General features: G+C 74.9%; 12 protein-coding genes and 3 tRNA genes. 4 read left to right on the top strand and 11 right to left on the bottom strand.

What is annotated here, in order from left to right; all coding sequences use genetic code 11:
• Positions 1-16: 16 nt before the first annotated feature.
• The 8 genes from galK to ACI8AX_RS01070 all read right to left on the bottom strand — a co-directional run bounded on the left by galK (position 17) and on the right by ACI8AX_RS01070 (position 6,423).
• Positions 17-1,186, bottom strand: a complete 1,170-nt coding sequence (galK, locus tag ACI8AX_RS01105; protein ID WP_456547938.1) for a galactokinase — start codon at positions 1,184-1,186, stop codon at positions 17-19.
• Entirely contained in the window at positions 1,183-2,274 is a 1,092-nt protein-coding gene (gene galT, locus ACI8AX_RS01100; protein WP_456547937.1) for a galactose-1-phosphate uridylyltransferase, read from the bottom strand. Before galT ends, galK begins: the two co-directional genes overlap by 4 nt.
• A gap of 161 nt (positions 2,275-2,435) precedes the next feature.
• Positions 2,436-2,508: transfer RNA gene (locus tag ACI8AX_RS01095), tRNA-Glu, on the bottom strand.
• 103 nt (positions 2,509-2,611) lie between these two features.
• Positions 2,612-2,684: transfer RNA gene (locus ACI8AX_RS01090), tRNA-Glu, on the bottom strand.
• Between the two features lie 44 nt (positions 2,685-2,728).
• A tRNA-Gln gene (locus ACI8AX_RS01085) sits at positions 2,729-2,800 on the bottom strand.
• A gap of 74 nt (positions 2,801-2,874) precedes the next feature.
• A complete protein-coding gene (locus tag ACI8AX_RS01080; protein WP_456547936.1) occupies positions 2,875-4,131 on the bottom strand; it encodes a CPBP family intramembrane glutamic endopeptidase in 1,257 nt (418 codons plus the stop codon).
• A gap of 10 nt (positions 4,132-4,141) precedes the next feature.
• Positions 4,142-5,605 (bottom strand): glutamate--tRNA ligase, encoded by a 1,464-nt coding sequence (gltX, locus tag ACI8AX_RS01075; RefSeq protein ID WP_456547935.1) that lies wholly within the window; start codon positions 5,603-5,605, stop codon positions 4,142-4,144.
• Between the two features lie 5 nt (positions 5,606-5,610).
• Positions 5,611-6,423: a fumarylacetoacetate hydrolase family protein gene (locus ACI8AX_RS01070; protein ID WP_456547934.1), complete on the bottom strand. Its 813-nt coding sequence runs from the start codon at positions 6,421-6,423 to the stop codon at positions 5,611-5,613.
• Between the two features lie 62 nt (positions 6,424-6,485).
• Here ACI8AX_RS01070 and ACI8AX_RS01065 point away from each other — a divergent pair, with 62 nt between their 5' ends.
• Positions 6,486-6,866: a VOC family protein gene (locus tag ACI8AX_RS01065; RefSeq protein ID WP_456547933.1), complete on the top strand. Its 381-nt coding sequence runs from the start codon at positions 6,486-6,488 to the stop codon at positions 6,864-6,866.
• Positions 6,866-7,195 carry a putative quinol monooxygenase gene (locus tag ACI8AX_RS01060; RefSeq protein ID WP_456547932.1) on the top strand — a complete coding sequence of 110 codons (330 nt, stop codon included), beginning with the start codon at positions 6,866-6,868 and terminating at the stop codon, positions 7,193-7,195. The genes ACI8AX_RS01065 and ACI8AX_RS01060 overlap by 1 nt, the downstream gene beginning before the upstream one ends.
• 113 nt (positions 7,196-7,308) lie before the next feature.
• Here the strand turns inward: ACI8AX_RS01060 and cimA are convergent, their stop codons facing one another.
• The 3 genes from cimA to serA form a co-directional block, all read right to left on the bottom strand.
• Positions 7,309-8,904 carry a citramalate synthase gene (cimA, locus tag ACI8AX_RS01055; protein WP_456547931.1) on the bottom strand — a complete coding sequence of 532 codons (1,596 nt, stop codon included), beginning with the start codon at positions 8,902-8,904 and terminating at the stop codon, positions 7,309-7,311.
• A 299-nt stretch (positions 8,905-9,203) separates the two neighbouring features.
• Entirely contained in the window at positions 9,204-10,226 is a 1,023-nt protein-coding gene (locus tag ACI8AX_RS01050; protein WP_456547930.1) for a 3-isopropylmalate dehydrogenase, read from the bottom strand.
• 38 nt (positions 10,227-10,264) lie between these two features.
• The gene (gene serA / locus ACI8AX_RS01045; RefSeq protein WP_456547929.1) at positions 10,265-11,869 is read right to left on the bottom strand and encodes a phosphoglycerate dehydrogenase; all 1,605 of its coding nucleotides are present in this window, start codon (positions 11,867-11,869) and stop codon (positions 10,265-10,267) included.
• 113 nt (positions 11,870-11,982) lie between these two features.
• On the opposite strand from serA, the gene ACI8AX_RS01040 reads away from it, so the two are divergent.
• The gene (locus ACI8AX_RS01040) at positions 11,983-12,756 is read left to right on the top strand and encodes a hypothetical protein (protein ID WP_456547928.1); all 774 of its coding nucleotides are present in this window, start codon (positions 11,983-11,985) and stop codon (positions 12,754-12,756) included.
• A 98-nt stretch (positions 12,757-12,854) separates the two neighbouring features.
• Complete coding sequence (locus ACI8AX_RS01035) at positions 12,855-13,397, top strand: DUF805 domain-containing protein (protein ID WP_456547927.1); 543 nt, start codon at positions 12,855-12,857, stop codon at positions 13,395-13,397.
• Positions 13,398-13,425: the final 28 nt, after the last annotated feature.

Below are 13,425 nucleotides of genomic sequence, written 5' to 3'. Positions count from 1 at the left end.
CGTTGATTCGAGGGGTTCAGGCGAGCCGGCGGGCCCCCGGGGACGGCACGGCGAGGGAGGTCCGGGGCGCGCTGTACCCCTCTTCCCGGAATCGACGCGTGATCACCTCGGTCACCCGATCGACGGACTCCGCCTCGACCAGCACGATCGCGCTGCCGCCGAAGCCGCCGCCGACCATCCGCGCCCCTGCGGCGCCCGAGTCGACGGCCGCGGCGACGCACGTGTCGAGCTCCGGCGTGGAGATCTGGAAGTCGTCGCGCAGCGAGGCGTGACCGGCGGTCAGCACGGACCCGATCGCGCGCGGGTCCGCGGTGCCGCGGAGCAGCTCGACGACCTGCAGCACCCGGGCGTCCTCCGTGACGATGTGCCGCGCCCGGCGGAGCAGGACGGCCCCGTCGTCGGTGCCGTCGTCCAGCGGCGCCAGCGCGGCGACGTCGGGGACGTCGCGCAGTGCCCGCACGCCGAGCCGTTGCGCGGCCCGCTCGCACTCCCGGCGGCGGTCGCCGTAGCCGCCGTCGGCGTGGCTGTGCGTCGTCCCGGTGTCGACGACGAGCAGCACCAGGCCGGCCGCCTCGAGGTCCAGCGGCACCTGCTCGCTGCTGCGGTCGCGGGTGTCGAGGAACAGCGCGTGCCCGGCGGTGCACAGCAGCGAGGCGGACTGGTCGAGGATGCCCGTCGGCGCGCCGACGAAGTCGTTCTCCGCGGCGCGGGCGACGTCCACCAGGTCGCCGAGGCCCAGCTCGGGCGCGACCAGGTCGCGCAGGGCCAGCGCGACCGAGCACGACAGCGCCGCCGACGACGACAGCCCCATGCCGGCGGGGACGTCGCCGTCCACGAGCACGCTCAGCCCGCCCGGCACCCGCTCGCGGAGCTCGTGCAGCACGCCGGCCGGGTAGCCGGCCCAGCCGGAGGGGGTGCCGGGCGCGAGGTCGGCGAGCTCCAGCTCCACCCGCTGGTCGGGGTGCTGGACCGACACCAGGGCGACGCGGCCGTCGCTGCGGCGGGCGACGGCGGCGCGCGTGGTCTGCGCCAGCGCCACCGGCAGCACGAAGCCCTCGTTGTAGTCGGTGTGCTCGCCGATGACGTTGACCCGCCCGGGAGCGGCCCACACCCCCTCGGGCTCGGCGTCGAAGGCGGCGGCGAAGGCGGCGCGCGCGGCCGCCGCGAGCTCGGCGTCGGCGGTCACCAGGTCACGTTCCGCAGCTGCTCGGCGACGTCCTCGGGATCGGTGTCGCTGATGAAGGCGCCCATGCCGGACTCCGAGCCGGCCAGGTACTTCAGCTTGCCGGGGGCGCGCCGGAAGCTGAACAGCTGCAGGTGCAGCCACCAGTCCTCGCGTCCGCGCCGCACCGGGGCCTGGTTCCACGCGGCGATGTAGTTCATCGGCTCGTCGAAGCGGTGCGCGAAGCGGCCCAGCGCGTCGCGCAGCAGCCGGGCGAGCGAGTCCCGCTCCTCGCCGGTCAGCGCGGGCAGGTCGGGCACCCGCCGGTGCGGGAACAGCTGCAGCTCGTAGGGCCACCGGGCGGCGGCCGGCACGAACGCCGTCCAGTGGTCGTCGGTGGCGACCACGCGGGGGCCGCCGCGCTCGGCGGCGACGACGTCGGCGAACAGGTCGCCGCCGGTCGTCGCGCGGTGCCGCTCGATCGAGGCCAGCAGCCGCTCGGCCCGCGACGGGAGGTAGGAGTAGCCGTAGACCTGCCCGTGCGGGTGGCCGAGGGTCACCCCGATCTCCTCGCCGTGGTTCTCGAACGGGAAGACGTACTCGATGCCCTCGACGGCGGCCAGCGCCTCAGTGCGGTCGGCCCAGACGTCGACCAGCAGCCGCAGCCGCTCCGGCGACAGGTCGGCCGGCGCCCGGTCGTGGTCGCTGGTGAACACCACGACCTCGCAGCGGCCGAAGCCCGGCCGCCGCTGCGCGTACGGCGCGCCGGGCGCGGTGGGCGGCACGTCGGTGTCCACGGCGGTGGCCAGCGACGGGAAGCGGTTCTCGAAGACGACGACCTGGTAGTCGGCCTCCGGCACCTCCGTGGGCGGCCGGCCCGGCCGGGTCGGGCACAGCGGGCACTCGTCGGCCGGCGGGAGGAACGTGCGCGTCTGCCGGTGCGATGCGTAGGCCACCCACTCCCCCAGCAGCGCGTCGAAGCGCAGTTGCGAGTGGGTGCTCACCGGCGGCAGGTCGCGGGTGTCCTCCCCGTCGTGCACGGCCGGGGAGCCGTCCACGTCGTAGTAGAGGATCTCCCGGCCGTCGGCCAGCCGACGGCTCGTCCGGATCACCGCGGTACCCGCCCTCCTGCTGCCCCGGCGGGGCGGCGCCGTACGACGACGCTAGTCGGGGCGCAGGTCGGGCGCCTGCGCGGGTCCGCCGGGTGGCGCACCGGTGCATCGGCCCGTGACGGCGAGAGCCCCCGGTCGGTGACCGGGGGCTCTCGTGCGCGTAGCCCCGAAGGGATTCGAACCCTCGCTACCGCCGTGAGAGGGCGGCGTCCTGGGCCGCTAGACGACGGGGCCGTGCGCTCCCATCGTGCCATGGCCGGCCGGAGAGCCCGCAGGCGGGGTCCGTCCCCGGGAACGGCGAGAGCCCCCGGTCGGTGACCGGGGGCTCTCGCGTGCGTAGCCCCGAAGGGATTCGAACCCTCGCTACCGCCGTGAGAGGGCGGCGTCCTGGGCCGCTAGACGACGGGGCCGTGCGGTGGTGCTGAGGGCGCCGTCAGGACGAACGGCGCTCTCGCTGGGGTACCAGGACTCGAACCTAGACTAACGGAACCAGAAACCGTCGGGCTGCCAATTACCCCATACCCCAAGGGTCGTGCACGCCTCGCGGCGCGGGGACAACCATACCCGACGCCCGGAGGGGGCCGTCGCACCCCCCTCCCCTCAGCGGGGCGCGGCGGCCACGCGGGGACGGAGGTCCTGGGCGGCGGTGCGCGTGTCGGGCGGCCGCCGGGCGGCCGAGCGGCGGATCAGCAGCACGTAGGCGGCCATCGCCAGCACGTCGAGCACGACGACGAGCAGGCCCGCCCAGCCGGTCACCGTGGCGTCGGTCTGCACGCCCTCGCCGAGGGCGCCGGCGAGGACGAAGACGATCACGTTGTTCACCGCGTGCAGGACGATCGCCGCCTCGAGGCCCCCGGTGAGCCAGACCACCGCCGAGGCCGCGAGCCCGAAGGCGAACCGGTCGAGGAACAGCAGGAAGTCGCCGGGGACGTGGGCCAGCGAGAACAGCGTCGCGGTGACGACGGCGGCCACCACCGCACCGGCCCGCTCCCGGCCCACCCAGGCCGCGATCGCCTGGCTGAGGTAGCCGCGGAACACGTACTCCTCCGCGGCCGACTGCAGCGGCGTGGTGAGGACGACGACGACCAGCAGCGCCACGAACGAGCGGGTGGGCCCGGTGACCTCCCCGCCGTCGTCGAACGCGAGCCCCAGCAGGAGCTGCACCGCGATGCCCAGCCCCAGCGTCGCCAGGGCGAGGGGCACGTAGGCGCGCACCAGGTCCCAGCGCAGCCGCCCGCGCACCGAGGACGACGACCCGATCCGCATCGAGTGCGCCGCCACCCAGCACAACCAGACCACGGGGATCGCCACGGCCAGGCTGAGGTTGGTGACCAGCAGCACCCACGGGTCGGCGAGGTCGTCGAACTCCAGGTCGACCCGGCTCTGGGCGAGCAGGCCGAGCGCACCGACGAAGACCACCGCGACGGCCGCCACCGTGTAGACGCCGGCGAACAGGAGCAGTCCGAGCAGCGGGTGCCACCAGCGCCAGGTGCGCGTCCGCATCACCTGCAGGAACGACGTCGGCACGTCGTGCGGGAGGGGTGGCGGTGGCGGCGGCGCCCAGGGCGGCGCTCCCCACGGCGGCGCCCCCCAGGGCGGCGCGCCGTATGGCGGGACACCCCACGGCGGCGGCCCGCCCGGGGGCTGTCCCGGCAGGTGCGTGTGCGGGCCGGTGGGCATCGGCACCGGCCCCAGCGGCCAGGGCACCGGGCCGGCCGCGCCGTGCGGCAGCGGCGGGTGCAGCCCGGGCAGCGCCCCGGGGACGCGCGGCGGCGCCCCGTACGGCGCCGTGGGCGGCGGCCCCGTGTAGGGCTCGCCGTCGCCCACGTCGCCGACCGGCCCGCCGGCCCAGGTCATCCCCGCCGCCTCAGCCCGTGGCGGCCCGTGCCGCCGCCAGCCGGGCGAGGGTGCGCTCGCGGCCCAGCAGCTCGATGGACTCGTACAGCGGCGGGGAGACGGTCCGGCCGCTGACGGCGACCCGGACCGGGCCGAACGCCTGGCGCGGCTTGCGGCCCAGCCCGTCGACCAGCGCGGCCTTGAGCGCCTCCTCGATCGCCGCGGTCGACCAGTCGCCGAGGTCGGCGAGCGCCGCGGTGGCCGCGTCGAGGACCTCGGCGGCGTCCGCCCCGGCCAGCTGCTTGGCGGCCGCGGCGGGGTCGATCTCGACGTCGTCGGTGAACAGGAAGCCGAGCAGCCCGACCGCGTCCGACAGGGTGATCATGCGCTCCTGGGCCAGCGGCGCGATGGCCGCCAGCACCCGCTCCTGCTCCGCCGTGGGCGGGTCGGCGAGCAGCCCGGCACCGGTCAGGAACGGGCGCACCCGCTCGACGAACTCCCCGACCGGTAGCGCCCGCAGGTGGGTGGCGTTGATCGCCTCGGCCTTCTTCAGGTCGAAACGCGCCGGGTTCGCGCTGACCCGGGTCACGTCGAAGGCCTCGACCATCTCGGCGGTGGAGAAGACGTCGCGGTCGTCGGCGATCGCCCAGCCGAGCAGCGCGAGGTAGTTGGCGAAGCCCTCGGGCAGGAAGCCGCGCTCGCGGTAGACGTCGACGTTGGACTGCGGGTCGCGCTTGGACAGCTTCTTGTTGCCCTCGCCGGTGACGTAGGGCAGGTGCCCGAAGCGCGGGGTGCCCTGCGCGACGCCGATGTCGGTGAGCGCCCGGTAGAGGGCGATCTGCCGCGGGGTGGAGGGCAGCAGGTCCTCGCCGCGCAGCACGTCGGTGATCTGCATGAGGGCGTCGTCGACCGGGTTGACGAACGGGTACAGCGGCGCGCCGTTGCCGCGGACCAGCACGAAGTCGGGCACCGACCCGGCGGCGAAGCCCACCTCGCCGCGCACCAGGTCGGTCCAGGTGAGGTCCTCGTCGGGCATCCGCAGCCGCAGCACCGGCTGGCGGCCCTCGTCGCGGAAGGCCTGCTTCTGCGCGTCGGTGAGGAACCGGTCGGCGTTGTCGTAGCCGAGCTTGGGGTCCTGCCCGGCGGCCCGCCGGCGCGCGTCGACCTCCTCGTTGGTGGAGAACGACTCGTAGGCGTGGCCGGCGGCGAGCAGCTTCGCCGCGACCTCGCGGTAGATCTCCTGCCGCTCGGACTGCCGGTAGGGGCCGTGCGGGCCGCCGACCTCGGGGCCCTCGTCCCAGTCCAGCCCCAGCCAGCGCAGGCAGTCGAGCAGGTGCCGGTAGGACTCCTCGGAGTCGCGGGCGGCGTCGGTGTCCTCGATGCGGAAGACGAAGGTGCCGCCGGTGTGCCGGGCGTGCGCCCAGTTGAACAGGGCGGTGCGCAGCAGCCCGACGTGCACCATGCCCGTCGGCGACGGGCAGAAGCGGGTGCGCACGCCCGTCACCGGGCACCGCCGGCGGTGGAGACGGTGTCGGCGCCGGAGACGGTGTTGGTCAGCGTGCCCAGCCCCTCGATCGAGACCTCGACCCGCTGGCCCGGGGCGATCGGCCCGACGCCGGACGGCGTGCCGGTGAGGACGACGTCGCCGGGCAGCAGCGTCATGACCCGCGAGATGTAGGAGACCAGGGTCGGGACGTCGAACAGCAGCTGGCTGGTGCGGCCTTGCTGGCGCAGCTCGCCGTCGACGGTGCAGGTGACCTCGACGTCGGCCGGGTCCTTGCCGATGCCGGGCAGGTCGGTCTCGATCCACGGGCCCAGCGGGCAGAACGAGTCGAAGCCCTTGGCCCGGGTCCACTGCCCGTCGCTGCGCTGCATGTCCCGCTCGGTCACGTCGTTGCCGATCGTGTAGCCGAAGATGCTGGCCGGCACCTGCTCCGGGCTCACGTTGCGGGCGCCGCGGGCACCGATCACCACGGCGAGCTCGGCCTCGTGGTGCACGTTGGTGCTGCCCGGCGGGATGCGGATGGCGTCGCCCGGGCCGATCACCGAGGTGGAGGGCTTGAGGAACAGCAGCGGCTCCTTCGGCGCGTCCCCGGTCTTCATCTCCGCCACGTGCGCGGCGTAGTTCTTGCCGACGCAGACCACCTTGCTCGGCAGGATCGGCGAGAGCAGCCGGATGTCTGCCTGCGGGAACCGCTGGCCGGTGAAGGAGATGGAGCCGAAGGGGTGGCCCTCGATCTGGGCGACCTGGCCGTCCCCGTCGAGGACGCCGAAGGACATGCCCGAGGGCGAGGCGAAGCGGACGATGCGCACGGGTCGAGGCTACTGACCCCCGCCGCCGGGCCGCGCCGCCGCCGGACCCCTACGGTCGGGTCGTGGCCTGCCGCCTGTCCGAGATCGTCGTCGACTCGCGCGACCCCGAGGCGCTGGCGGCCTGGTGGGCCGAGGTGCTCGGCTACCGGGTCCTCTCGCGGGACGAGGACGGCGCGGTGGAGATCGGGCCCGAGGCCGGCTTCGGCGGCCCGGCACCCACCCTGGTGTTCGCGCCGGTGGCCGACCCGGTCCCGGCCAAGCCCCGGCTGCACCTGGACGTCAACCCGACCGACCGCGACCAGGAGGCCGAGCTGCAGCGCCTGCTGGCGCTCGGCGCCGTCCCGGCCGACGTCGGCCAGACCGGCGAGGAGGGCTGGCACGTGCTGGCCGATCCCGAGGGCAACCCGTTCTGCCTGCTGCGCAGACGACTGGAGGAGATCTGATGATCGTCATCGTCGTGAAGTTCCCGGTCCGCCCCGAGCGCACCGAGGAGTGGACGGCCCTGGCCCGCGAGTACGCGTCGGCGGTGGACGCCGAGGAGGGCAGCGTCTTCTTCGAGTGGTCCCGCAGCCTCGAGGACCCCGACACCTTCGTCTGCATCGAGGGGTTCCGGGACGCCGACGCCGGCGGCGCGCACGTGGGCACCGACCACTTCAAGCGGTTCGTCGACGTCGCGCCCGACCTGGTGAGCGCCCAGCCGCAGATCATCTACGTCGACGCGCCCGACGTCAGCGGCTTCGGCCCGATGGGCGAGATAAGCCCGCGGAGCTAGGGACGGGAGCCGCCCCTGCAGGGGACGCCGTCCCGGGCGCGGGGCCGGAGGCTCCCGACCGGGACGGCGGGGCAGGGCTCAGCGCATCGGGGGGACGGCACGTGGTCCCGGTGTCACCGCGAGCGGTGACGAACGGCATACGTCAGCGCGTCGACCAGGGCGTGCCAGCTGGCCTCGACCACGTTGTCGTGCACGCCGACGGTGGTCCACTCCCCCGTGCCGTCGGTCGTGTCGATGAGCACGCGGGTCCGGGCGCTGGTGCCGCCCTTCCAGCCGAGGATGCGGACCTTGTAGTCGGCCAGCTCCACCCCGGCCAGCTCCGGGTACCGGCCGACCAGCGCCTGGCGCAGCGCGACGTCGAGCGCGTTGACCGGGCCGTTGCCCTCGGCGGTGGAGATGATCCGGTCCGTCGTCCCGTCCTCGTTGGGGACGTGCACCTTGACCGTGGCCTCGCCGACCACCAGGCCGTTGCCCCAGTGCTCGACGGTGGCCCGGTAGCTCTCCAGCTCGAACAGCGGCGGCGGGGCGTCGGGCAGCTGGGCGCGCAGCAGCAGCTCGAAGCTGGCGTCCGCGGCCTCGAACGACCAGCCGTCGGCCTCGAGCACCTTGACCTGGTCGACGACGCGGCCGATCGCGTCGGCCTGCCCGGCGAGGTCGACGCCGAGCTCGCGGCCCTTGAGCTCCACCGAGGCGCGGCCGGCCATCTCGGTGACCAGGATGCGCATGTCGTTGCCGACGACCGCGGGGTCCAGGTGGTTGTAGAGCTCCGGGCTCACCTTGATCGCGCTGGCGTGCAGGCCGGCCTTGTGCGCGAACGCGGAGGCGCCGACGAAGGGCTGGTGGTCGTCGGGGGCGATGTTGGCGAGCTCGGCGATCGCGTGGCTGACCCGCTGCAGCTCGGGCAGGCACTGCGGGGGCACGACCGGCATCCCCATCTTGGTGACCAGGTTGGCGACCAGCTGGAAGGTGTCGGCGTTGCCGGCCCGCTCGCCGTAGCCGTTGGCGGTGCCCTGCACGTGGGTGACGCCGGCCTCGACCGCGGCCAGGGTGTTGGCCACGGCGCAGCCGGTGTCGTTCTGGCAGTGGATCCCCAGCTTCCCGCTGGTGCGGGCCCGCACGTCGGCCACGACCCGGCCGACCGTCATGGGCAGCATCCCGCCGTTGGTGTCGCACAGGACGCCGACCTCGGCGCCGGCCGCGAACGCCGTCTCCAGCACCCGCACCCCGTAGTCGGGGTCGGCCGCGTAGCCGTCGAAGAAGTGCTCGCAGTCGACGAACACCCGCCGGCCGTGCGCCACGAGGTGGGCGACGGTGTCGGCCACCATCGCCAGGTTCTCCTCCAGCGTGGTGCGCAGGGCCTCGCGGACGTGCCGGACGTCGGACTTGGCCACCAGGCACACCACCGGTGTCTGCGCCTCGAGCAGCGCGGCGACCTGCGGGTCGTCCTCGACGCGGACGCCGGCGCGGCGGGTGCTGCCGAAGGCGACCAGCACCGCGTGCTGCAGCTGCAGCTCGGTACGGGCGCGGGCGAAGAACTCGGTGTCCTTGGGCAGCGCCCCGGGCCAGCCACCCTCGATGTAGCCGACGCCGATCTCGTCGAGCAGCCGGGCCACGGCCAGCTTGTCGGCGACGGAGTAGCTCACGCCCTCCCGCTGGGCGCCGTCGCGCAACGTGGTGTCGAAGACGTGGAAGTCGGCATCGGTGGACATCGGAGCTCCTGCGGAGTGGGGAACGGCCCGGACACGAAAAAGACCTCCCGGGTACGGGAGGTCTGCGCGCAGTCGGGGTGGGGACTGCGCGCTAGTCGGTAATCGCGACGGCGGTGCGGGACATCACCGGGGAGTAAAGCACACGCCCGCAGCCGCTCAGCCGGCCGCGGCGGACAGGCGGACGGCCGGCCCGGGCTCCCCCGCCGGCGGCAGGCCGCTCCCCCGCTCCCGCGGCGAGGGCCGGGTGGGCCGGCCGGCCGCGGGGGCGGTGCGGCCGGCCCGCCGGCCGTGACCGCCGGCTAGCCGGAGGCGAGCGCGGCGAGGCGGTCGCCGACCTCCTGGGTGCGGATCGGCGCCTGCGGGTCGCGGGTGGACAGGTCGAAGGCGACGGCCGCGTTGACCTTCTTGGCCTGGTCGGCGCGGCCCAGGTGCTCGAGCAGCAGCCCCACGGAGAGGACGGTCGCGGTCGGGTCGGCGACGCCGGTGCCGGCGATGTCGGGCGCCGAGCCGTGCACCGGCTCGAACATGCTGGGGTTCGTCCCCGACGCGTCGAGGTTCCCGCTGGCCGCCAGCCCGATGCCGCCGGTGACCGCGGCCGCGAGGTCGGTGACGATGTCGCCGAACAGGTTGTCGGTGACGATGACGTCGAAGCGGCCCGGGTCGGTCACGAAGAACATCGTCGCCGCGTCCACGTGCTGGTAGGCCACGGTGACCTCGGGGAACTCGGCCGAGACCTCCTCGACCGTCCGCGACCACAGCGACCCGGCGTGGGTGAGCACGTTGGTCTTGTGGATCAGGGTCAGGTGCTTGCGGGGGCGGGCCACGGCGCGCTCGAAGGCGTACCGGACGACGCGCTCCACGCCGAAGGCGGTGTTGAGGCTGACCTCGGTGGCGACCTCGTGCGGGGTGTCGCGGCGGAGCACGCCGCCGTTGCCGACGTAGGGGCCCTCGGTGCCCTCGCGGATGCAGAGCATGTCGATCGCGCCGGCGGCGGCCAGCGGGCTGCGGACCCCGTCGAACAGCCGCGCCGGGCGCAGGTTGACGTGGTGGTCGAGCTCGAAGCGCAGCCGCAGCAGCAGCCCGCGCTCGAGGATGCCCGGCGGGACGCCGGGGTCGCCGATGGCGCCGAGCAGGATCGCGTCGTGCTGGCGCAGCTCGTCGAGCACGGTGTCGGGCAGGAGCTCCCCGGTGCGCTGCCAGCGCGCCGCCCCCAGGTCGTAGGGGGTGGTCTCCACGTCGGGGACGACCTCCCCGAGGACCTTCAACCCCTCGGCCACGACCTCCGGGCCGATGCCGTCTCCCGCGATCACTGCCAGGCGCATGGGGTTGGACCCTAGCCGGGTGCCCGCGCGGCCCTGCGTCACAGGTCCGCGGCGCGCGCCTCCCGGGCCCCGATGGCGCGGGCGATGTCGGCGAGCAGGTCGGCCGGCACCGGGCTGTCGACGGTGACGACCATCAGCGCCTGGCCGCCGCGGGTGGTGCGGCTGACCTGGGCGCCGGCGATGTTGACGCCGGCCCGGCCGAGCGCCGCGCCGACGGTGCCGACCACCCCGGGCCGGTCGGTGTAGACGAAGAAGAGCAGGTGGCCCGAGAGGTCCAGGTCGATGTCGAAGCCGTCGATCTCGGTCAGCTTGGGCACCTGGCTCTTGCCGAACAGCGTCCCGGAGACGGTGACCTCGGAGCCGTCGGCCATCGCGCCGCAGACCCGCACCAGGTTGCGGTAGTCGGGGCTCTCGACGTCGCTGGTCAGCGACACCTCCAGGCCCCGCTGCTGCGCCAGCAGCGGCGCGTTGACGTAGGTGACCCGGTCCTCCACGACGTCGGCGAAGACGCCCTTGAGGACGGCGAGCTGCACCACGGAGACGTCGAAGTCGGCGAGCTTGCCGCGCACGTCGACGGTGAGCGACTGGGCCAGCCCGCCGGCGACCGCGGTGAACACCGTGCCCAGCCGCTCGGCCAGCGGCAGGCCGGGCCGCACGTCCTCGGCCACGACGCCGCCGGCCTGCACGTTGACCGCGTCGGGCACGAACTCGCCCTGCAACGCCAGGCGGACCGAGTGCGCGACCGCCGTCCCGGCCTTGTCCTGGGCCTCCGCGGTCGAGGCGCCCAGGTGCGGGGTGACGACGGTGTTGGGCAGCCGGAACAGCGGGCTGTCGGTGGTCGGCTCGGTGGCGAACACGTCGAGGCCGGCCGCCCGGACCTGCCCGGAGCGCAGCGCGTCGGCCAGGGCCTCCTCGTCGACGAGCCCGCCGCGGGCGGCGTTGACGAGGATGACGCCGCGCCTGGTGGCGGCCAGCTCGGCGGCGCCGATGAGGCCCAGGGTCTCCGGCGTCCTCGGCAGGTGGATCGTGATGAAGTCCGACTCGCGCAGCAGCTCGTCCAGCGGCACGAGCCGGACGCCGAGCTGCGCGGCCCGGCCGGGCTGGATGTAGGGGTCGTGGGCGAGGAGCGTCGTCCCGAACGCGGCCAGCCGCTGGGCGACGAGGACCCCGATCCGGCCCAGGCCCACCACGCCGACGGTCTTGCCGGCGACCTCGACGCCGGTGAACCGCGACCGCTCCCAGGCGCCCGCGCGCAGGGACGCGTCGGCGGCGGGGATCTGCCGGGCGGCGGCCAGCAGCAGCGCGACGGCGTGCTCGGCGGCGCTCTCGATGTTCGACGTCGGCGCGTTGACCACCATGACGCCGCGCTCGGTCGCGGCGGCGACGTCGACGTTGTCCAGCCCGATCCCGGCGCGGGCGACGACCCGCAGCCGCGGCGCGGCGGCGAGCGCCTCGCGGTCGATCCTGGTGGCGCTGCGGACCAGCACCGCCGACGCGTCGGCGAGCGCCGGCAGCAGGGCCGCGCGGTCGGCGCCGTCGACGGACCGGACCTCGACGTCGGGCCCCAGGACCGCCAGCACGCTGGGGGCGAGCTCCTCGGCGATGAGGACGACGGGCGCGCTTCCCGGCGGCGGAGCGGTCACGGGGCCCGAGCCTAGGACCAGGGCACGCCCCCGCGCGGGTCCTTGCCCGGGAGCCCGGGGCGGGTGATCGTGGCCGGTGACCGTCGGCGCCGCCGGCGTCGGACGGAGGCACCATGAGCAGCGCGCCAGACGAGGACCGGCCCACCGGCCCGCACTCGCCCTCCCCCTACGGGCAGCAGCAGCCCCCGTACGGGCAGCCGCAGTACGGGCAGACCCCGTACGACCAGCCGCAGTACGGGCAGACCCCGTACGACCAGCCGCAGTACGGGCAGACCCCGTACGACCAGCCGCAGTACGGGCAGCAGTACGGCGTCGAGCCCTCGGGGTACGCGCAGCAGGCGGCCCAGCCCTACGGCCAGCTGCCGGCGGGCTCGCCGTACGGCCAGTACGGGCCGTACGGGCAGTACGGCGGTCAGGCCGTGGCGCGCCCCGGCGGCGTCGTCGCGGCCGCGGTGCTGGGGTTCGTCTGGGGCGCGCTGGGCGTGCTGGTCACCATCAGCTTCCTCGCGGTCGCCGCCGTCGCCGGCGGGAACCGGGACGAGGCCGAGGACGTGCTGCCGGGTCTCGGTGACTTCCTCGGCGCGGCGGCCGGCGTCTTCTTCGCCCTCGGCGCCCTGGCGCTGGCCTGGACGGTCATCACCATCTGGGGCTCGGTGTGGGCCCTGACCGGCCGCAGTCGCGTGATGCTGATCGTGGCCGGGTCCATCGCGATCGGCTTCACCGGCCTGGTGTTCCTCGGCGGCGTCGGGTCGGTCCAGGACGAGGGCGGCGGCGGCCTGGTGCTCGGCTTGATCGGCCTGGTGGGCTCGATCCTCATCGTGGTGCTGCTGTCGAACCGGCAGGCCGCGGCCTGGTTCGGCGCCGAGCGCGCCCGCCGCGGCCGGTGAGGCGGCGCTCCGCCCCGCCGCTGACCTGCGCCCCCTAGGCTGCGCGGCTGACCGGCCGCGTGGCCGGGGCCCGCCCGTCCCAGGAGGACCGCCCCCCGATGTCCGACCCGACCTATCCCCCGCCCGGCGGCCACCCCCCGCCCGGCGGCCAGCCGCAGGGGCCGCCCCCCGGCCAGCAGGGGTACCCCGGCCAGCAGGGGTACCCCGGCCAGCAGGGGTATCCCGGCTACACGCCCGCGCCGTCCTACGGGTACGGCCCGGCGGCGCCGCCGACCATGGGCATGCCCGACGCCGTCCGCAGCGTCCTGACGCAGTACGCCACCTTCACCGGCCGGGCCCGCCGCTCCGAGTTCTGGTGGTTCTACCTGTTCAACGTCGTCGTCTCGATCGTCGCCAGCATCATCGACGCGGTCCTCGGGTTCCCGATCCTGCAGATCGTGGTCGGGCTCGGGCTGCTGATCCCGGGCATCGCCGTCGGTGCCCGGCGGCTGCACGACACCGGCCGCTCCGGGTGGTGGCAGCTGCTCGCCTTCATCCCGCTGGTCGGCATCATCGTGCTGATCGTCTGGTGGGCCACCGACGGCGAGCGCGGCCCGAACCGCTGGGGCCCCTCGCCGAAGTACCAGGCCGCCGGCTGGTGAGGCACCCCGCCTGACGCACGAGGCCCCC

It is taken from the genome of Blastococcus sp. SYSU D00813, assembly GCF_054050735.1.
The sequence above is the reverse complement of the archived record's forward strand: the minus strand, read 5'-3'. Positions and strand labels throughout refer to the sequence as shown.